The organism is Paenibacillus sp. GCM10027626, from assembly GCF_042676285.1.
In the GTDB taxonomy this organism is placed as follows: domain Bacteria; phylum Bacillota; class Bacilli; order Paenibacillales; family Paenibacillaceae; genus Paenibacillus_Z.
Window position 1 is genome coordinate 131,519 of the sequence record NZ_JBHTHC010000012.1, and the last position, 19,494, is coordinate 151,012.

The window sequence follows — 19,494 nt, forward strand, 5'->3', positions numbered from 1 at the left end:
TACCCTTGATTTCCGCTTCAATCCGCCCAGTCGCTCTACTCCTTCACACTGCCAAGTACGATGCCATGGATAAAGAAGCGCTGAAGGAACGGATAAACGAGCAGAATCGGCAACATGCCGACGAATACTTGAGCTGCACGTGTTGTACGATCTGAAATTAGGCTGATCAGTTTACTGCTTTCAGGATCTGTCATTTTTGACAGATCAGGCATGGTGATGATCGTTTGCAAATAGCTGGACAACGGATAATGGGAAGGACTATTCATGAGCAGCAATCCATCGAACCAGGCGTTCCAGTGGCCGACGACTGTGAACAGAAGAATGGTGGCGAATGCCGGCAGCGACAGCGGAAAGTAAATTTTAAACAGGATCGTCCATTCGCTCGCTCCATCGATTTTGGCCGATTCATCCAGCTCTTTGGGCAGACGGCGGAAGAAATTCAATAGTAAAATAACGTTGAAGACAGGGACGGCTCCGGGAAGCACAAGCGCCCAGATGGAGTCAAGCAGCCCCAAATTTTTGATCGTGATATACCAGGGAATCAAGCCGCCGCCGAAGAGAATTGTCACTACAAAATACCAGACATAAACGGTGCGCAGCCGGAACTCCCGTATTTCCTTGGAGAGCGGATAAGCGGTCAACAGCGTCAGCAGCAAATTTATAGCCGTGCCCAGAAAAACCCGTCCAAGCGTAATTTTCATGGAAGCCAGAAACTGACTCTGCGACGCTACATATTTATAAGAGGCGACCGTAAATTCTTTCGGCCAGAAAAATACGGCTCCAGCGGACACCTCCACTTTGGAGCTGAAGGAAATGGCCAGAATGTGCAAGACAGGCAGTATACATACAACGGCCAATGCTGTAAGGATCGCATAGTTGATCATGACGAACGTTCTTCGACTCCAAGTCATTGCTTCTAACATGACGCTTGCAACCCCAATCAAAAGATTCTGTAATTAGCAAAGCGATAGGCAAACCAGTAGGAAACCGAGATCAGCACAAACGAGACGATCGATTTGAAGACACCTAATGCAGCCGAAACACTGAATTGATAATTTTGTAGTCCAATCCGGTAGATCATCGTATCAATAATGTCCCCGCTTTCCAGCACCGGCGCGCTGTACAGATTAAATACCTGATCAAATCCAGCGTTAAGCACATTGCCAAGGCTAAGCGTCATCATTAGAATGACAATCGGCATCATGCCAGGCAGCGTGACATACAGCGTCTGCTTCCAGCGGTTGGCGCCGTCCAGCACAGCAGCTTCATATAACGTCGGATTGATTCCTGTAAGCGCAGCCAAAAAGATAATCGTATCAAAGCCGAATTGTTTCCAGGTGTCCGAGAAGATAAGGGTCCATGGAAACCAATTGTTGTCGCCCAGAAAAAATATCGAATCGATATTCAATTTGCCAAGCAGTTGATTGACTAGACCATCTAAACTCAGAACGTCCATCATGATGCCGGCCAGGATTACCCAAGAAAGAAAGTAAGGCAAATAAATAAATGTTTGCACGGTACGTTTGAACATACGATTCCGTACCTCATTCAACAGCAGGGCCGTAATAATTGGAATAATCAGATTCAATACAATTTTCGCTGTTGCAATAAAAACCGTATTCCACATTACACGGCCAAAATTCGGAAGCTGAAAGATATACTTGAAATTGTCCAGTCCCACCCATACCGAATGCATGATGCCCTTGGTCGGATAATAAGTCTGAAAGGCAATAATGATTCCAAACATGGGAATATAGGAAAAAATAAATACAAGTACAACTCCCGGCAGCAACATAAGATGAAACGGCACTTCCAGCGACAGGCCTCGCTTCTTCATCCTCCCATTCCCCATCTCTCCATCAGCCGGAGGGTGGTCGGCGTGCCGCGCCCCCTCCGTTATGACAGTTCGTTGCATATCATTCTTATTTGCTCTTCTCATACCAGTCGTTTACTTCTTTCGTGATTTGTTCGCCGCCCAATTTATTCCAATTAATAACAAATTTATCGAACTCATCTACAGAAGCGGAGTTCATAATAATTTTGACGAAAGTCTCATTCTCCATCGTGAACAATGTTGCCGCTTTCTCGTCCATCGTCTTAGTGGAGCCACCGTAATAGCTGTCCACAACAGTAAAATTAGGGTCTTTCTGATAATTGGCGCGTACTTCGAATGGGCTGACATCCGTTTGATAGATCCACCATTGCTGCCAGTTGTCCATATCTGTTCCATCATCGTCTTTTACCTGTTCATATGTCTTCTTTAGTTCCTCAGGCAAGCTCGAGCCATCGCCATTCTTCAATGCATCTCTGACCGCCTCATAATTGAAATCCTTGACAAAGCCCTGTACCGGCGATTGTGGGAAGACCGCATATTTCGCATTGTCAACCCAGGCGTATTTTTTGTTTTCGGAGTTGGTTCCGGCTCCATCTTCCCCATAAACCTTCGTTACAAAAAGGTTCATCATCTTCATAATCGATTCCGGATGCTTGAAGCCCTTTTTCGCGACGTAAAACATACCTGCGGTAACGGGAACGCTCGGACGAGCCGGTTGGTCATCTGCCGAGACGAGTGCAATCGCTTTCCATCTCGCCTGCGGGTTTTTCTTCATTGCATCCCCGAGGACCGTGGCAGACTCTGAGACTGTTCCGTAAAACATTCCCACCTTCTCGGCAACAACATCTTCTTTCAGCCGGTTAAAGTCCTTCGTTCCGAATTCGCGATCCAGCAGGCCGTCTTTGTACATCTGCTGGAGCTTGCCAAGTGCCGTCTTCATTTCCGGCAAGGTGCTTCCATACACCAATTGTCCAGAGGAATTCGGAACCCAAATGCTTGGATAAGCATGATAGCCATTGAGAAATCCGGTCATGGAAGCCGCTCCCGCAATGCTAGGCAGCATGCCGAGTCCGTAAGTATCGTCCTTCCCGTTGCCGTTGGGGTCCTGGCGGACAAACGCCTCTGCTGTCTTGATCAGTTCATCCATAGTAGCCGGTTCAGGCAGCCCGACCTTCTCCAGCCAGTCGGTTCTAATATATAAGGACAACGCCGAATCTCTCGGATCTCCCTGGTATTGGGGAATCGCCATCAGCTTGCCATCATACATCGCCATGCTTTGAGCAGGTGCCAATCCGGTCTTCACCTGTTCCTTCAAGTAAGGCATGGCATAATTTTCGAATACCTGCGTCATATCCTCAACCATATCGGCGTCAACCAGCTGGTTGAGCTGCTGTTTGCTCACCGCAATAATATCAGGCAAATCGCCGGAAGCGATCGAAACATTCACTTTATTGCCGTACTGCGTGGAATCGACTTGCCACTTCCACTTGATATCAATGCCTAATGTTTCTTTGATCAGCTGATGCCAGCGGTTGTCATTGTCCCAGGTCTCTCCTTCCGGGAAAACCGCCCAGCCTTGCGTATACAGGACGGATTCTGCCGTAATTGGCGGCTCATACTTGCTGAAAGGACCATCGTCGGCCGGCTTTCCGCCTGCATTGTTTGTCGCGTTTATGCCTTGTCCGCCCTTATCCCCTTCATTTTCGCCCTCGTCATCCGAGCCTTTGCTGCAAGCGCTTACCGATGTCACGATCATGACAGCAGCAAGCATCGCCAACCACCTTTTTCTCCTCTTCACGCGTTGTCCCCCTCAACGTTTGATTGTTGCATCCTTATTGTAGCAACTGACCATTCGGGCTTTCTATTCTAATGATTTTACTTTGCATTGCAAGTTTTTTATGACGTAGTGTCCGGATTATACTTTCTTTACGTTCGCGCTTCGTTGAGCAGCCGCTCCCGATACTCTTGCGGGGTAATGTTCACGGCCTTTTTAAATACACGGTAAAAATATTGCACAGAGGAAAAGCCCGCAGCCTCTGCGATGTCCTGAATTTTGCGCCCCGGATCTGCCAGCATCTCCTTGGCCCTCCCAATTCGGCAATCCGTAATGTATTCCGCAATGCCTATTCCGTTTTTCTGTTTAAACAAGCGGGATAGATAGGACGGATTATGCTTCACATGCTCGGCAATGATAGTCAAGGAGAGATCGTGGCCGCCCAATTGCTCGCCAATGATCTGCTTGACCCGGTATACCAGCTCATCCTCCTGTTCATGCAGCAGCTGGTCTTTGCAATCAAATACAACCTCCCCGCAAGCGCACAAATAGTCGATTGCCTCTCCGCGCGTAGCGAACAGATCGGGACGCAGCAGTCTGCCACCGTCAACGGGTTTAGCTGGCGTTTGAGCTTGTGCCCGCGATTCCAATCCTGCTGAAGGCGGCAGCAGCGAGAGCAGCAGTGATGCAACCATATAATAATTTTGTTCGAATGCCCCCTGGTTCAAAATTTCGGCCACAATATTCTTGAAGGACTCCCGCAAATTATGATTGACACATTCGGTCAACCGATTGAGTTGATACACGGATTTGTGCGGCGTGATTAAATTCAGCTGAAGCTCTCCTTCTGTGTCCTCCTTGTTCACCAGAAGCATCTCTTGCCCGGCTCCCAGCCCCCATGCCAGCTCTGAGCGCATGCTCGCAAATCTAGAGGACAGCTCATCCCATATAACGGGATGACCCGCGAGGGCAACAGACAGCTTGAGCTTCAACAATTCTCGGCACGCCTCCTGAATCCGCTCGAACGTCCCCTGCACGAATCGTCCGATCATTCCCCATGTCTCCTCCTGCATCCGCGGAATACTGCTTGGATTCATCTCCTTCGGCTGAACAAGCCAGATGAGGTTGAAGCGGTCATACACAAACGAGACCTGGACAACAATCGTATCCAAATATTCACCAGCTATGTTCTGGACACTGTATAATAGCAAGCAGCGTTCATAATACTCCATGTCCTCCGCCCATTCATCCACTCGTCCAACGATAAGCAATACCGGAACAGCAGGGTTCAACGAAATCCCCAGTTCCTTGAACTGTCTGGTCAGACGGCTCTGTCCAATCCGGTCCCCCTGAAGCATATGGAAAAAGAAATCCTTTTGCAGCGCTGCACCCGCGGCTTGGATCTGACTTTTTGATTTGGCGATCAGCGCATTGATTTCAATTTCTGCCTCCAGTTTCTGCACGGCCTTCTCCACAGCTTCAATGAGCGCCTCATCCCCGTCGGTTTTCAGTACATAATCGAGCGCTCCGTCACGGATGGCCCGCTGAACATAATCGAAATCGTTAAATCCCGACAAGAAAATAACTTGGCATCTCGGCCAGTAATGGATGATTTCACGATGTAACGCCATCCCATCCATCCCGGGCATCCGGATATCGGAGACGACGATATCGACCTTGGTTCTTTTCAGCCACTCTAGCGCCTCTCTCGCCGAGGAAGCTCCTATTACTTCAAGCTCCAGATGCGGCAATTGATGAAAAACTTCAAGCAGCCCTTCGACGACGTAGTCTTCATTATCCACGATCAGCATGCGGTACATGATTACTCATCCTCCCCGAGTGGTATGTTAATAATAATGCGCAGTCCGCCCAATTCGCTGCGTTCTGCCTGAATGCCATAGTCTTCACCATACTTGAGCCGGAGCCGGCGGTGTACATTGATAAGCCCTGTCGTCTCCATATCATCTTCCCTTGAGGCCAGCCGCATAACAATATCCCGCAGCCCCGCATCTGACAGCTGCCCGCCATTATCCTCCACAATCATTGTAAGACTCTGCTCACCCATCGTTACGGAAAAACGCAGGAGCCCAATCCCTTCAACTTCCTCCACTCCGTATTCGAATGCATTCTCTACAATCGGCTGCAAGATGAGTCTGGGAACCTTGAGCTCTGCTAGACAATCCGGAAGGTCTGCCCACTCGATCTCTATCTTGTCGCGAAACCGCATTTTTAAAATCTCTGCATAGGTTCTAGCATGATCGACCTCCATCCGCAAGGTGGCTTCTTCTTGTACGTTTCTCGCAATATATTTCAAATAGTCGCCAAGTAAACGCGTATACCGCTTGAGGCTGTCCGTATCCTCGGCCTGAACAAGACGATGCATCCGGTAATAGGTGTTGTATAAAAAATGAGGGTTAATCTGTGTTTGAAGATGGCGAAGCTCCGCTCTCTGCCAGCGGATATTTTGTTCATATACGTCGCGAATCAAAGACTGAATCGTGTCAACCATCTGATTGAACTGCTGATAGAGATATTGAATCTCATCCTTATTTTTGTGGATAAGATGAACATCAAATGTCCCCTCCTTCACTTTTCTGAAGGCACGAATCAACCGCTGAAGCGGGCGCTGCAAAAAGAGATAGATCCAGTATGCGAACAAGACGATTATAAGCATCGCAGTTGCAACCAAAATACGGAACCAGACTTTATAGATTTCCAGCGGCTCAAGCACAACCTTCTCCGGGATATAGAGCGTCAATGCAAGCCCAAGATCTAGCGCTCTTTCATAGGCCACCATGTAAACCTGATTCCATACCGTTATCCGCCTCTGGCCCGAATCGCTTGCATCCCCCTCCATCCGGTTCAACCGCGTCAGCTCTTCCGTGAAGGCAGGATCGCTGTCATCTCCAAGTACCGCCCACTTCTCTGCAGATCCCGTCAAAATCGCGTTGCCGCCATTCTCAGTCAAAATATTGGACAGGGCGGATACGATCTTCGATCGATCCAATACAATTTCAATCCAATAAAGCGGCAGCTCTCCGTTCATATAATTGCCTGTCGGGTAGCGCTCTACCATAACAAGCTGCTTATTCCAGCTGACAATCGGGAACTCGCTGCGGTTAAGCATGGCATGAAGCTGTATGTCCTTCTCTTTATCCCGATCGGAGCTGCCATAGAGGATCTGATCGGGTTGTATGACCTTCTGCTCGGCCGGCATATGCAGCTTGACAGTCTTAATGTAGGAACTGGAGGATGATAGCGTTTGCATTTTCTTCTGAAGATTGAGCACTGCCACCCGCCGGTCGTAGTCATCCATTGCTGGAGACAGCACATTCAGGCGCTGAATCTCCTCATCGAAAATATATTCCCGCTTCAAGCTCGTGATATGTCCCAGTTCGCGGGCCAGTTCAGTGAGATAGAAGTGGACGCGGGAATGAAGAGAGCTTTCGATTTCTTTGCGGATAATGTTCTCGCCATTGCTGACCAGCACATAGCCTACGACCATAATCGGAATGATTGCAACGAGAAACGAAATGAGGATTTTGTGAAACAATCCAAAAGAGAGGAGCTTTCCTGTTCGAACGGAATCGGCCATATGGACTATGCACATCCTTCTACTGGCGGATCGTCATGATTCAGCAACGACTCCGCCAGATAATTTCACTCCTAAATCTACTATGCTTTCCTTGAAGATTCAATATAAAGACGATCAGGTATTCATCGGAATCTCGTCCCACTCGGCTCCCTGATAGCCAATCAGCCAGAACAGACCGCGGCGCCGCTCCATTACGATGCTTTCATCCATCCCCGCCGGCGCTTCTTCGCCTTTAATCCTGCTGTTGACGCATGCCCAGTGAAGACGATACACCTTGTCGGCTTCATCGAGCAGCTCTTCGGCGGAACGCAAGGCCGTCTTCTTATAAAATGCTTCGAAGGAATCGCAACATCGCAGGCATACTGGATGACGATTAATAAAACGACCACTCGCGCGGCGATTTCCTCCTGCGTCCGAAACTGACAGGCCGCCGCTGGCGGCAGCTCGGGCAAGGAGTCGGTATACGGAATGGCATCCGACTGCAAATAAGCGAGCGTGCTGCGCTTTCTTTGTCCCCTTCGAGCATATTCGCCTGCAGCCAGGTAAAGCTGTCAACCGCTGCACTGGCAAGCACGCCCAAATAGCTGGTTGAGCCATGAACCCACTTTCCGCGGCCAAGCTGAAAATCGAAGCGGCCTTCCACCGTCTAAGCTTCATATAGGAAATTATACTTTATTTTAATACATTTGTAGACAAAAAGACTACGAGAGGCGAACGAGGAGTTGCAGGATCTGTGCCAGTGTGCGAGGTGGACCTGCGGAAGGGTATCGACTAATTGTGGCAAGTATGAGCGAAGCGGAACTGAGTGAGCGGACTGGGAGAGTAGTTCGGTGTGCCGATTATTTTTTTTGAAGGGTGCTGGCTCGAGCCAGTCACCCTTTAATGGCCCCTACTGTTATCCCCTTTACGAAATACTTCTGAAGGAACGGATAAACCAGGACAATCGGGAGGACAATTACAATCATCGTTGCCATCCGGATTGTTTCAGCGGTAAACGTTTGAGTGGCCATACCGACCCCTCGGTTGGATTCTCCTCCCTGAACTCCCGTCAAATTTGCCCTGTTTATTAAATCCATTAACCAGAAAGAAGCGGTTTTCAAGTCTTTGTCCGTCACGAAGTATGCAGCGTCGAACCAATTGTTCCAATGTCCGACACCGACGAACAACGCAATCGTTGCCAGCACGGGAGTCGACAGAGGCATCATGATTTTATAGAAGATCGTAAAATCCCGCGCACCGTCTATCTTGGCTGATTCCTTCAGTTCCATTGGCAAATCGCGAAAAAAACTCATCATGATGACAGTATTAAAGACACCGAGAAGAGAAGGGACGATATAGACAAGGAAAGTGTTCATCAAATGCAGTTTGTTGACAAGAATAAAATAAGGGATAAGACCTCCCGAAAAGTACATTGCGATAATCAGAATTGTAAAATATATTTTTTTGAACATTAACTGCGGATAAGCGAGACTATATGCGAACAACGCCGTAAGCGTGACGCTCAACACGGTCCCGATCACCGTTCTGGATATTGTCACTCCGAATCCTTTGAGCAATTGCTCATTCGAGAAGACAGCCGCATAATTGTCCAACGTAAAGCTGCGGGGCCAGAAATAAATTCCTCCGCTTGACGCGTCAACCCCATTGTTAAATGAAATTACGAGTGAATAGTAGAATGGATAAAGTGTTGTTATAAAAACAATCGCCAATACGAAATAGACGAAAGTATCAATAACGTAATCCTCTGTCGTGCGCCGAAAAATCCGGTTGCCCATTTTGCCAACCCCTCTCCTTGCTAAAATAATCCGACGCCCGACGCCCGCTTCGCCAGATAATTGCTTGTAAAAACCAGAATCAGGGAAATGACGGATTGCAGCAGATCGATCGCCGTCGCATAAGAATATCGGCCTTGCGCTAGTCCCATTTTTAGCGTATAGGTTTGCAAAATTTCCGATACGTCATTGTTCAACTGATTGCCCAGCAGATAGGCTTGCTCAAAATTCGAACCTCCCAGGCCGCCGCCAAACAGATTACCCAAGCTTAAGATCAATACGATCACAATCGTCGGCTTAATGCTTGGTAACGTGATTTTTATGATGCGCTGGATTCTGCTGGCTCCATCAACAACAGCAGCTTCATACATTGTCTGATCGACGCCGACGATCGCCGCCAAAAACAGGATTGTCCACCAGCCCATCTCCTTCCACACATCACTGACGACAAGGATTGCCCAAAAATAATTTGAATTCGCCAGGAAAGAGATTGGCTCTTTAATCATTCCCAAGGCGATAAGACCTTGGTTGATCAATCCGTTACTCTCGTTCAACATTGAAAAAACGATTCCCGACACGACGATCCAAGAAATAAAGTGGGGCAGATAACTGACCGTCTGTACCACCCGCTTCACTGCTTGCTTTCTAACCTCGTTTAAAATCAAAGCAAACAGGATTGGGATAGGAAACGTAAAGATCAGCTTTAATACGCTAATGGCCACCGTATTCCGGATAATTTTCCAAAAGTTAATATCATTATAAAATTCTTCAAACCATTTCAATCCGACCCATTCGCTAGTAAAAAATCCCGGAATGCCAGATGCCAGCTTAAAATCTTTAAACGCGATTATTAGCCCGAACATGGGAATATACGCAAATACGAACAGATAGAGAACACCAAGAACTGCAAACGTCTGATAAAAGCCTTGCGAGCGAATTTTCTTCATTACTTCGGTCAAGCTGCTCACCCCCGCACTTCTAACATGCATAAGCCATATAAAATGAACGCATGAACCCATTACCGTCAACAGGTCACGGGCATACGGAGCAAAACAAACGATCGGTACGCCCGCGAACGTCTTGCCCGGTACGGGTTCATGAGACAACAGAGAAGAAGATCTCCCTTATTGCTTCAATGTTTCGTATCTTGCTTGAGCTTTTTTGTACTGCTCGTTCATATAAGCTTCCAGCTTATCGAGACCGATTTGCTTGGCATCGGCCAGTAATTTGTTGAATTTTGCCTCTACCTCCGCCTCATTCTTGGACATGATGATACCTGTCTGTGTATTGCCGAATAGCTCGTTTAATTTTGCGTTAATGTTGATCTCGTCGGTCTCAGCCATCGGATTGACGAAGGAAAGAGCCGGATTCCGTTCGTAATATTTCTTTCTGAACTTAAGCAAATCGACGTGCTGGGAATATTTCGGGTTGGAAATTTTAGCCGAAGTTGTCGCGATTCCATCCGCAAGTCCACTTGCCTGGAAGTACCACGGCCCAATTCCCGTTTCGGTAATCGGCAGATCATTGAAGCCCTCTGGACGCAGCAGCAGCCCCTCCTCGTTCAACGTATAATGTTTACCCTCGATTCCCCATTGCGTGAGCGCGACGCCCTCGGGGCTCTTCAAAAATTTGACTAATTGAATCGCTCTCGCGGGGTCTTTCACTTTTTTCGTTATGAAGAAGCTCGCCCAGCCGACGGAAGCATCGACCGGTTTAAATCGGCTATCTCCATTCAGTGTCAACGCTTTCATGACCGGGACCATGTGCGCTTTAATGCCATTCGCGTCATATACCTTGTTCGCTTCATCGCCAAGATGCGTGTTGTAGGAAGCTGAGAACACCTTGCCGCTGTTCACGATCTGCGTGAATTGCTCCGGCTTGTAGGTAAAGCTTTCCGCCTTCAAAAGTCCCTCTCGATACAACGTGTTCATAAATTTAAAGTAATCGATGAAATCAGGATTGGTAAATCCGACATGGACTTGACCGTTCGCATCGACATAAGGTGTTGTCGACAGTCCCATGAGCTCTAAAATCGCATTTTGCCAGCTGGGATGGGGAAGATATACAGCTAGATCCGGATACTTCTGCTGCACCTGTCTGTAAACGTTCAGCAAGTCTTCAAATGATTCAAGCGGAGGATTGCCAATCTCCTGCATAATGTCTTCCCTTACGAACAGGCCCGGCCCGCCGACCGAAGGCAGATTGTTCGGGTTATCCCATGCTTCATTGTTCGTGTAATGCGTTTTGAGCGTGTAGAAATGTCCATCCTCCGCCGTATTGTTAGCGATTTCAACCGGGTCGAGCTCTTTCATAAATTCAGGCGCAAACTTCTCGATCAATTCGTCCCACGGATAAACGATATTCGAATTGTGATAGAACTCAACCTGGTTCGAGGTGAAAATCAGTTCCGGCAGTTGGTCGGTCGCCAGCAAAATCTGAAGTTGCTTCAAATCGGTTCCTTTCGTTACATCGAGGGAAACACCGGTGCGTTTCGTGATTTCTTTGGATACGTCGTCCTTGCCCCAAGTATCCAACGGGTACCAATCAAAATCGATGTAAGTCTGGAATGTGATCGGGGAGACATCCGGCGATTCACTTGAAGTGTCATTTGATGCATTGCTTGGAGATTCGTTGGTCTCCTTGCCCCTATTGCTCTCGGCGCCATTTTTGCCGGTGTTGCTGCATGCCGATATGATGACGGCCGTCAGTACGAACGACAGCACAATCAACCCTACTTTTTTCATGTTTGCACCCTCCCTGAAAATTGTTCAATGGCTAATCCCCACAGCGATACCGACCTTCAAATTTTTAGAAAGTCCCACCTCCTCTCCTTTGGGTAGGCCGACTTGCCTAAAAAACGGATGCCGACCATAAATCAATGCGGCCTAACGGAAAACGGCACTTCAGCGAGTGGCAGCAATCCATTAAATTTGCGGATAATCTCCTTGACCGCGAGATTATTCAATTCGATAAGCGCCTCTTCAGAGAAAGCTGCGGAATGCGGAGTGATGACGACATTATCCATCGACAACAAAGGATTGTGCGCCAACGGCGGCTCCTGTTCGCAAACATCCAGTCCGGCTAGAGCAATATGCCCGCTCTGCAAGGCATGAATCAAATCCGTTTCATTCACCAGTTCCCCCCGGCTCGCATTGATCAGAATCGCTCCAGGCTTCATCCGGGCCAGAACTGATCGATCGATAAAATGGCGAGTTTCTTCAGTCAGAGGTGTATGCAACGTCAACACATCGGATGACTGGATGACCTGCTCGAATGTTGCCGCCTCCACCCCCACTTGATGCATATTAGCCGGCGAAGCATATGGATCGTAAGACTGCAAATGTACATGAAACCCTTGCAACTTGCGGGCGACAGCCTGTGCGATTCGTCCAAAGCCCAGAAAGCCGACCTTTTGTCCGGCTATCCGGTGGATCGTACCCAATTGCTGATAATTGTCCCAATGGCCGTCTTTCACTCTGCTGTTGCTTTTCGAGATTCTACGCCAGCAATCCATCATCAGCGCAACCGTATGATCGGATACCTCTTCGATACAGTAGTCCGGCACATAAGTCACCACAATACCGCGATCCACTGCTGCAGCTACGTTGATATTGTCGTACCCCGTCCCGCAACGGGCGATAATTTTGCATTTTTCCATCCGGCTGACCAGAGAGGAGGTAATCTTGGTCGAGTAGACCAGGATCGCATCTGCATCCCGGCACGCTTCGGCGAACGCGTCTTCCGACATGCCGTAAGGCGTCTCCGTGATCTCCGCCCCGATTTCGACCAGCGCAGCACGATTCGCTTCAGTCAGAGGAAAGCGATCCGCGTCAGTCAACACGACTTTATATTTTTTTTCACACAAATTAGGTCCTCCCTCAAAAAACTGTAAAAGATCATTCGGTTTACTGTTAACAATTTAGAATAAGGGAATTCGGTTTACAGCTTGCGGTATACAAGCAGCACCGATCCTTTCTTTTCGGGAATTTCGATTTGCAATCGGCTTAATTCCATACCGCTTATATGTGTGTAAACCGGTTCTTCAAATGCGCGGGAAAGGCCGTATTCGTACTCCGCTTGGGTATCGATTTGCCGGAAAGCAGCTTGCACGCGATCGTAGGGACTCTCGTGCCGGCGCAGGAAGACAGCGATTCCAGCTTGCAAATCCGATCGATGGAATTGGTAAGCGCACCATTCCTGCTCGCTGAGAGACAGTTTCACCAATTCGTGGTAATCACCAAGCAGGAACGGCCGAATTCTGCGCAATTCGTCCAAAGCCTTGCGCGCTTCTTCCTTCGGAAAAGCGTCGTCCGCCATACTGCAATAGATGCAAAGACCGGTCGACATCGCGCTGCGAAATGCATATGGCGAGAATTCCCAAACGGAAGCACTGTGCAACGGAATCCAGCGGGAAAGGCCAGCCGTTTGCGATTGGTCGCCGATGGGCAGCGATCCTGGGCTCAACTGAAGAGAGGTAACGTCCGAGTAGTCGCTTCTCCATAAAGGGAATGAACGTTTCGTCGTCTCCAAATCGATGCGACGGCCGCCAGAAGCGCAATTGTCGATTGCGAGTCCGGGAAAACGGCGCAGCAATTCGTCCCATAACGCATACAAACCTTCGATATGGCGTATTTCCGTAATTCCCTCCCGGTCCGGCGGATCGTTCTGTCGCCAATAAGGAAGAGGTTCGAAATTACAGTCCTGCCGGTAAATATCGGCGCCGCTCTCCTTCAGAAAGCCGCTGATCAAGTCAACCAAAAAAGCCCATGCCTCCGGATTGCCCAGATCGTAAAGGTAGTTGCTCGCATCTTCGTCCCATTTCAGCAAAAACTCCGGATGTTCCTTGTGAATATCGGTACCGGTCCATATCCGTTCAGGCTCAAACCATTGAACGAGCTTCATATTTTTTTCATGAGCCGCATCGCCAATTACCTTTAAGCCGTTCGGAAAAAATTCCTTATTGATATGCCAATTTCCGGTTTCGTACCACCACATGGTGCCGTTGCCGTACCAGCAAGCATCCACCCAGAAAGCTTCCAGATCCATATCGGCCGTTTTGTTCAGCGCCGCGAGCTCTAATGCCTCGCTGGTTATCCCGGTTTGGTGAAAGGTGGACATCGTCATGTGTGAAAGCGGCGGGATAACGATTTTCCCATTTAATCGAGGAGTTTTATGTTCTAGTATGAAACGGCGCAGTTGATTATGCCCCACTTCAGCATCGGTCCCTTGCCACGTACTGATCAGAATGCTCGGACCTCCGATCGTTTCCCCCGGCAGAAGCTTCAGGTGCGTCCGCTCCATGCCTCCCTGTATGCGAAGTCCTTCTGCATCTCGGGTGAATACCGCTTGCCATTGCCCGGTCCAGCCAATGGCAGCAATGATCCCTTGGCCGTTCGACTCCGTAAGAAAGAAGGGCAGAGCTGTATCGGACGATCGGCCGCCTTTGGTCTTTATGACAATGTGATCATCGATTGCAAGAGGCTTAGCGGTGGGAAGGAAATCATCCTGCTGGACGCTGCTTCCCTTGGAATAGTGCACGATCAAAGGCTCCCCCTGATCATGAGGAATCCGTAAATCCAAGGGCAATATATCCGATATGATAGGTGTCTCGCGATCGCTAGTGTTCTCGAACGTAATCTTCCATTCTGTTGCAGAAAATGCCGGATATCTCATGTAGGCAACGCGGATGCGCAACCCCGAAGCCGGATCCGTGAAAAACCGTTCTCCCTCAGTATCTCCCTCATTGACTGCAGTTTCTTCGGACCATCCTTCAAGAAAACTTGTGGAAATCCTGTTCTGATATCGAAAAGAAAACGGTATAATGCCATTTTTTTTCAATAACTCCAGCATACGAAGCACCCCATAGACTGTATTTTGAAAACCGTTGACAAATATTTTGTTTAAAATGCCTCGTCAAACGAATGCCCTGTACGGGATTTCATTTGACGATCTCCTCCAGTTGACCCAGCATCGTCTGTTTCCCAATATCCAGATGCTCCTTCAGGAATAGCAAGGCGTTGCCCAGGTTTCCGGTCATTAAAGCGGTCAGAATTTTTTCGTGGTGATCAATGACATAACCTTTATCCCATCCGTCCGCTCCCTTCTCCCTGAAGCGGGCATTGGTAATCGTTAAAACGCTTTCGATTAGCGGGCACAGAGACAGCCAGCTCTGAAGTAAGTATTTATTGCCAGAAAGCCTAATCAGTTCATGATGGTAGCTGACATCCAGACGTGTAAATTCGGATACATCGTCTTGATTTTTTTTTAACTCATCATTGATATGCTTGATTTGATGAAAGTGAAGCGCCTTTTCTGTAAACAAAAGTTCGATCGATTTAAGTTCAAGAAAAGCTCTCATTTCATATAGTTTCTCGGCATCGTTCAAGGAAAATCCGTTGGAGACGGTGCGGCCAGTCGGCAAAAAGGTGATCAGACCCTCGTTCTCCAATATAAACAGCGCATTGCGGACCGGTCCACGGCTGACACCCATTTGTTCCGCAATGGAGGACTCAACGATCTTCTCTCCCGCAGGTAGCTTTCCAGAAATAATGGCATTGCGCAACTCGCTCAGCACTTGGGAGCTGAAAAAACTTCTTGATAACTGTCCTTTGTTAGCATTCAATGTTTGAATCCTCCTTTCCTCAAACGAATTATAGCGATTGCCCAAGAAATTGTCAACAAATAGAATATAACACTTGAAATCCGGTCTGTACCGCGCAAAATCTGCACGCTCTCGTACAAGTCTTTCCCAAAATCATGAACGTCGCCGTTCGCTCGGACCAGCACTCGAACAGATTGGGGCATCGGGCTTCTTCGCATACGGTATGCAGCTTTAACCCCCGAACAAGTTCCTGTAAGTCCTGCAGATTCGCGGAGTTTTTCATCGTCGCCTGCATCCAGCCAGGCTTTGCTCTCATATAGGCTCCTCCTGCTGAAATAGAAGATTCAGTTCTTTCTCAACCGCATTCACAAATTTTGCAGCATCCGCTCCGTCCAGCACGCGATGGTCGATCGTTAGGCTGAATGGGATAATTGCTTTTCGTGCAGGCGCCTCCTCCCAATCCCGGGCGAACGCCTGCATCCAGACTCTTCCCAGACCAAGGATCGCCACCTGCGGCGGGTTGAGAATCGGAGTAAAGCCGTCGATGCCAAGCGGGCCAAGATTGGATATCGTGAATGTCCCCTGGTCTAATTCCCATGGCTCGTGCTTCCACTGCTTCGTGCGAGCGATCAGCTCCTTGCGCTTGGCGGCGAATTGCCCGATATCCAATTGCTCCGCAAGGTGAAGAACGGGCACGACCAGCCCTTTGGGGTGATCCATGGCCAAACCTAGATTGACGGAGCTGTATGTCTTTACAACGTCTCCATGGAAATAGCTGTTGAACGTATGGAACGGCTCTTTCTTCAACACCTGGACAACCGTGTGGTAGACATAATCGATGAACGATTGCCGAAGCAGTTCCCTGCGCTCGTAGTAGGCCGTTACATCGATATCCTTGTGCACAGTAACGTGAACAGCCTCGTGCCAGATGGCGCTCAAGCGACCCGAAATCAATTTGCGCGCCTTCTTAAGAGGAAATTCCGCCTGCAATCGCAACAGCTCGGTTCTGTTCTCCATCCGAAGTCCTCCTCACTTCCGCATTAGCCGATAAACAGCTTTCTTCAAATCTTCCGCTTTCGGGATGACCGCATTCTCCATCTCGACATTGAAAGGCACAGGAACATCGGCGCGCGCTACACGGATAATGGGAGATTTCAAATAAGAGAAACCCTCCTCCGCAATGATTGACGATACTTCAGCGGCAAAGCCGCAAGTGCGATTCGAATCATCGAATACGATCAGACGTCCTGTTTTGGCAATGGATGCCAGAAGCGTTTCTTTGTCGAAAGGCAACAATGTGCGCGGATCAAACACCTCAAGCGAGATGCCTTCCTCTTCTAGTTCACCGGCGACTTTCAATGCATCGTGCACCAAATGGCCTACGGCGGCAACCGTCACATCCTCTCCGGCGCGTTTTATTTCCGCTTTGCCAAGCGGGATTGCATAGGGCTCCTCCGGTACTTCTCCCTTAATTGCCAGCACTTTGGCGGGAGCGAAGATGACAACGGGATCTTGATCGCGAATCGCGGTGGTCGTCAATCCCTTCACATCGTAAGGGGTAGATGCAACAATCGTCTTCATACCACCGTGTATCAGGTACGGATACGGATGATCGGAATGCTGTCCAGCCAGCCCGGAGCGCGCTCCAGAGCCGACGACCATATAAGTGACAGGTACCGATCCTTGTCCCCCCATCATATAGGGCAGCTTCATTGCCTGGTTGATCATTTGGTCGAATGCCACGTAGATAAGCGCGCTGATCTGATATTCGACGATTGGGCGCATGCCGGACATCGCCGCTCCCGTTGCCATCCCTGTAAACGCCGCTTCCGAAATCGGGGTATCGATAACCCTATCCGCACCGAATTTCTCATATAAACCCTTTGTCGCTCCGCGCAGCGAGTGCCGGACATCCTCGCCAATGACGAATACGCTCGAATCACTGCTCATTTCCTGATTAATCGACTCACTTAAAGCGTGCAAATACCTGATTGTTCTCATAAGTTCCACCCTTTCGCCGGCAGCCCGGCATATGGGGTTGCATACATATTATGGAGGCTTTCCAGCGGATCTGGGGCCGGGCTTTGACGTGCATAGACAACCGCCGCTTCGATCTCTGCTCTGATTTCTTCTTCCAATTGCTGCTTGTCTGCAACATCCCAATCATAGTACTGCCTTAGCCAGGCATCCAACTGAACAATAGGGTCCTTTTTCTTCCATTCGTTAATTTCCTGTTTACTGCGGTAGTTTAAATTCATCGTCGATTCCGCCGTATGATGTCCCATATACCGATAAGTTTTGCACTCCAGAAAAGTAGGTCCGCCTCCCGCTCTCGCTAACTGCACAGCTTCGCTTGCCTCAGCGAATACTTCAAGCACATTCATCCCATCTACAAGTTTGCCGTTCATATTGTAGGCCGAAGCTCTCTCCGCCAGGCGAGTATTTGCGCTGGACTGCTCCGCGCTTAAGGTTACGGCGTAGCCATTGTTCTCGCAGACGAACAAAACCGGAAGCGCCCATAAAGAAGCCATATTCATCGTCTCATGCAACACGCCCTGATTGATCGCTCCGTCTCCAAAAAAACTGGCCGCAACCTGATTCGTGCCTTTCACTTTGTGCGCCCAAGCCGCTCCCATCGCAATCGGCGCCCCGGCGGCTACCATTCCATTGGCTCCGTAGATGTTCAATGACAAATCCGCGATGTGCATCGATCCTCCACGGCCGCTGTTGTATCCGGTTTTTCTTCCAAAAAGCTCGGCCATCATGCGGTCGACTCTTCCGCCCTTCGCAATAATGTGCCCATGTCCCCGGTGCGTCGACGTAATGCCATCGCCCTCGTTCAGCGCCTCGCATACGCCTACAGCTACCGCCTCCTGCCCGATATACTCATGGGTGACCCCAGCTATTTCATTATCGTTGACCAGCCGGATTACTCGTTCCTCAAACAAGCGAATCCGCAGCATTTGCTGAAGAAACCGAACGGCCTGCTTTTTTGTTACTTGCGAATGAACCGTCACTCTTCCCAACTCCTTTACCCAATATCGCATAATGCTTACGAAACATTTCCTGATACAGCCCCGTCACTTCCGTCAAATCAACAACGCGCCCCAGTTCCGCCTCCATCGTCGTTACCGATGCCGAACTGAGCCCGCAAGGAGAAATCGCCGCGTAATAACGTTGGTCGACTGACACATTTAGGGCAAGTCCGTGCGAGGCAATCCAGCGTTTGTTGATCTTGTTGATGCGGATGCCGACTGCGCATATTTTCCGCGCTCCGATCCATACGCCAGGGAGCCCGGGCAGCTCTGCGGCGGACAGTCCGTACCCTCTCAACAGGTGAATCACCGTATCGGTCAGAAAACCAACATATTTGCGTATATCGCGGTCAAACAGCATTAGATCTACGAGAGGGTAGATCACGAGCTGACCCGGTCCGTGGAAGGTCATTTTGCCGCCCCGGTCCACCTTATGCACTGGGATATCCTCAATAATGGTGCGGCTTTCCGTTTCATTGCGTCCGACGGTATAGACTGGAGGGTGCTCTACGAACAGTACAGTGTCCGGAATGTTTTCCTCTGAACGCAACAGAACATATTCTCTCTGCGACGCAAGGGATTCGCCGTAATCCATAAAGCCTTGATAACGGAAATCAGGCGCCATATCCCGGTTATACATCAGCTGCGATCAAACAGATGACCGTCCCTACATCAACCGTCTCGTTCAGCCCGACGATAATCTCGAAGACCGTTCCGTCCACTTCAGCTTCAATCGTAAAATTGGCCTTTTCCGACTCCACCTCCGCAAGCTCGTCGCCCACCTTGACCTTGTCGCCAACCTTCACGTGCCATCGCGTCAGATCAACTTCTACCGTGGACATCCCCATCTTAGGAATTACAACTTTATACATGCCTTATCCCT

At 49.1% G+C, this 19,494-nt stretch carries 16 protein-coding genes and 2 pseudogenes; all 18 read right to left on the minus strand.

Annotated features, from left to right (window positions below; translation table 11 throughout):
• Positions 1–35 precede the first annotated feature (35 nt).
• Positions 36–923, minus strand: coding sequence for a carbohydrate ABC transporter permease (locus ACFQ0N_RS22470; protein ID WP_379330416.1), 888 nt, complete (start codon positions 921–923; stop codon positions 36–38).
• A 17-nt stretch (positions 924–940) separates the two neighbouring features.
• The gene (locus tag ACFQ0N_RS22475) at positions 941–1,837 is read right to left on the minus strand and encodes an ABC transporter permease (protein ID WP_379330418.1); all 897 of its coding nucleotides are present in this window, start codon (positions 1,835–1,837) and stop codon (positions 941–943) included.
• An 85-nt stretch (positions 1,838–1,922) separates the two neighbouring features.
• On the minus strand, positions 1,923–3,632 hold the full coding sequence (locus tag ACFQ0N_RS22480; RefSeq protein ID WP_379330420.1) for an extracellular solute-binding protein: 1,710 nt from the start codon (positions 3,630–3,632) through the stop codon (positions 1,923–1,925).
• A gap of 128 nt (positions 3,633–3,760) precedes the next feature.
• On the minus strand, positions 3,761–5,428 hold the full coding sequence (locus tag ACFQ0N_RS22485) for a helix-turn-helix domain-containing protein (RefSeq protein ID WP_379330422.1): 1,668 nt from the start codon (positions 5,426–5,428) through the stop codon (positions 3,761–3,763).
• Between the two features lie 2 nt (positions 5,429–5,430).
• Positions 5,431–7,203 (minus strand): sensor histidine kinase, encoded by a 1,773-nt coding sequence (locus tag ACFQ0N_RS22490; RefSeq protein ID WP_379330424.1) that lies wholly within the window; start codon positions 7,201–7,203, stop codon positions 5,431–5,433.
• A gap of 114 nt (positions 7,204–7,317) precedes the next feature.
• Positions 7,318–7,715 (minus strand): annotated as a pseudogene (locus ACFQ0N_RS22495) (DUF4272 domain-containing protein); the annotation flags it as partial.
• A 360-nt stretch (positions 7,716–8,075) separates the two neighbouring features.
• A complete protein-coding gene (locus ACFQ0N_RS22500) occupies positions 8,076–8,978 on the minus strand; it encodes a carbohydrate ABC transporter permease (protein ID WP_379330426.1) in 903 nt (300 codons plus the stop codon).
• Positions 8,979–8,998: 20 nt separating this feature from the next.
• A complete protein-coding gene (locus ACFQ0N_RS22505) occupies positions 8,999–10,081 on the minus strand; it encodes an ABC transporter permease (RefSeq protein ID WP_379330428.1) in 1,083 nt (360 codons plus the stop codon).
• A gap of 18 nt (positions 10,082–10,099) precedes the next feature.
• A complete protein-coding gene (locus ACFQ0N_RS22510; RefSeq protein ID WP_379330430.1) occupies positions 10,100–11,719 on the minus strand; it encodes an extracellular solute-binding protein in 1,620 nt (539 codons plus the stop codon).
• Between the two features lie 131 nt (positions 11,720–11,850).
• Positions 11,851–12,840 (minus strand): C-terminal binding protein, encoded by a 990-nt coding sequence (locus ACFQ0N_RS22515; RefSeq protein WP_379330432.1) that lies wholly within the window; start codon positions 12,838–12,840, stop codon positions 11,851–11,853.
• Between the two features lie 74 nt (positions 12,841–12,914).
• Positions 12,915–14,825: an alpha-galactosidase gene (locus ACFQ0N_RS22520; protein ID WP_379330434.1), complete on the minus strand. Its 1,911-nt coding sequence runs from the start codon at positions 14,823–14,825 to the stop codon at positions 12,915–12,917.
• Between the two features lie 88 nt (positions 14,826–14,913).
• Positions 14,914–15,597, minus strand: a complete 684-nt coding sequence (locus ACFQ0N_RS22525) for a GntR family transcriptional regulator (protein ID WP_379330436.1) — start codon at positions 15,595–15,597, stop codon at positions 14,914–14,916.
• Positions 15,598–15,676: 79 nt separating this feature from the next.
• Positions 15,677–15,871, minus strand: a pseudogene (locus tag ACFQ0N_RS22530) (lipoyl synthase); the annotation flags it as partial.
• Positions 15,872–15,888: 17 nt separating this feature from the next.
• Positions 15,889–16,593: a 2-oxo acid dehydrogenase subunit E2 gene (locus ACFQ0N_RS22535; RefSeq protein ID WP_379330438.1), complete on the minus strand. Its 705-nt coding sequence runs from the start codon at positions 16,591–16,593 to the stop codon at positions 15,889–15,891.
• A 12-nt stretch (positions 16,594–16,605) separates the two neighbouring features.
• A complete protein-coding gene (locus ACFQ0N_RS22540) occupies positions 16,606–17,577 on the minus strand; it encodes an alpha-ketoacid dehydrogenase subunit beta (RefSeq protein ID WP_379330440.1) in 972 nt (323 codons plus the stop codon).
• Positions 17,574–18,593 carry a thiamine pyrophosphate-dependent dehydrogenase E1 component subunit alpha gene (locus ACFQ0N_RS22545; RefSeq protein ID WP_379330442.1) on the minus strand — a complete coding sequence of 340 codons (1,020 nt, stop codon included), beginning with the start codon at positions 18,591–18,593 and terminating at the stop codon, positions 17,574–17,576. Before ACFQ0N_RS22545 ends, ACFQ0N_RS22540 begins: the two co-directional genes overlap by 4 nt.
• Positions 18,517–19,251, minus strand: coding sequence for a lipoyl(octanoyl) transferase LipB (gene lipB, locus ACFQ0N_RS22550; protein ID WP_379330444.1), 735 nt, complete (start codon positions 19,249–19,251; stop codon positions 18,517–18,519). The genes ACFQ0N_RS22545 and lipB overlap by 77 nt, the downstream gene beginning before the upstream one ends.
• Positions 19,244–19,483: a biotin/lipoyl-containing protein gene (locus ACFQ0N_RS22555; RefSeq protein WP_379330446.1), complete on the minus strand. Its 240-nt coding sequence runs from the start codon at positions 19,481–19,483 to the stop codon at positions 19,244–19,246. The genes lipB and ACFQ0N_RS22555 overlap by 8 nt, the downstream gene beginning before the upstream one ends.
• Positions 19,484–19,494: the final 11 nt, after the last annotated feature.

What these genes read in the sequence shown, in the direction of transcription:
- ACFQ0N_RS22470 (WP_379330416.1), bottom strand. Translation starts at nt 923, where the DNA reads ATGTTAGAAGCAATGACTTGGAGTCGAAGAACGTTCGTCATGATCAAC.
- ACFQ0N_RS22475 (WP_379330418.1), bottom strand. Translation starts at nt 1,837, where the DNA reads ATGAAGAAGCGAGGCCTGTCGCTGGAAGTGCCGTTTCATCTTATGTTG.
- ACFQ0N_RS22485 (WP_379330422.1), bottom strand. Translation starts at nt 5,428, where the DNA reads ATGTACCGCATGCTGATCGTGGATAATGAAGACTACGTCGTCGAAGGG.
- ACFQ0N_RS22490 (WP_379330424.1), bottom strand. Translation starts at nt 7,203, where the DNA reads ATGGCCGATTCCGTTCGAACAGGAAAGCTCCTCTCTTTTGGATTGTTT.
- ACFQ0N_RS22500 (WP_379330426.1), bottom strand. Translation starts at nt 8,978, where the DNA reads ATGGGCAACCGGATTTTTCGGCGCACGACAGAGGATTACGTTATTGAT.
- ACFQ0N_RS22510 (WP_379330430.1), bottom strand. Translation starts at nt 11,719, where the DNA reads ATGAAAAAAGTAGGGTTGATTGTGCTGTCGTTCGTACTGACGGCCGTC.
- ACFQ0N_RS22520 (WP_379330434.1), bottom strand. Translation starts at nt 14,825, where the DNA reads ATGCTGGAGTTATTGAAAAAAAATGGCATTATACCGTTTTCTTTTCGA.
- ACFQ0N_RS22535 (WP_379330438.1), bottom strand. Translation starts at nt 16,593, where the DNA reads ATGGAGAACAGAACCGAGCTGTTGCGATTGCAGGCGGAATTTCCTCTT.
- ACFQ0N_RS22540 (WP_379330440.1), bottom strand. Translation starts at nt 17,577, where the DNA reads ATGAGAACAATCAGGTATTTGCACGCTTTAAGTGAGTCGATTAATCAG.
- lipB (WP_379330444.1), bottom strand. Translation starts at nt 19,251, where the DNA reads ATGTATAACCGGGATATGGCGCCTGATTTCCGTTATCAAGGCTTTATG.
- ACFQ0N_RS22555 (WP_379330446.1), bottom strand. Translation starts at nt 19,483, where the DNA reads ATGTATAAAGTTGTAATTCCTAAGATGGGGATGTCCACGGTAGAAGTT.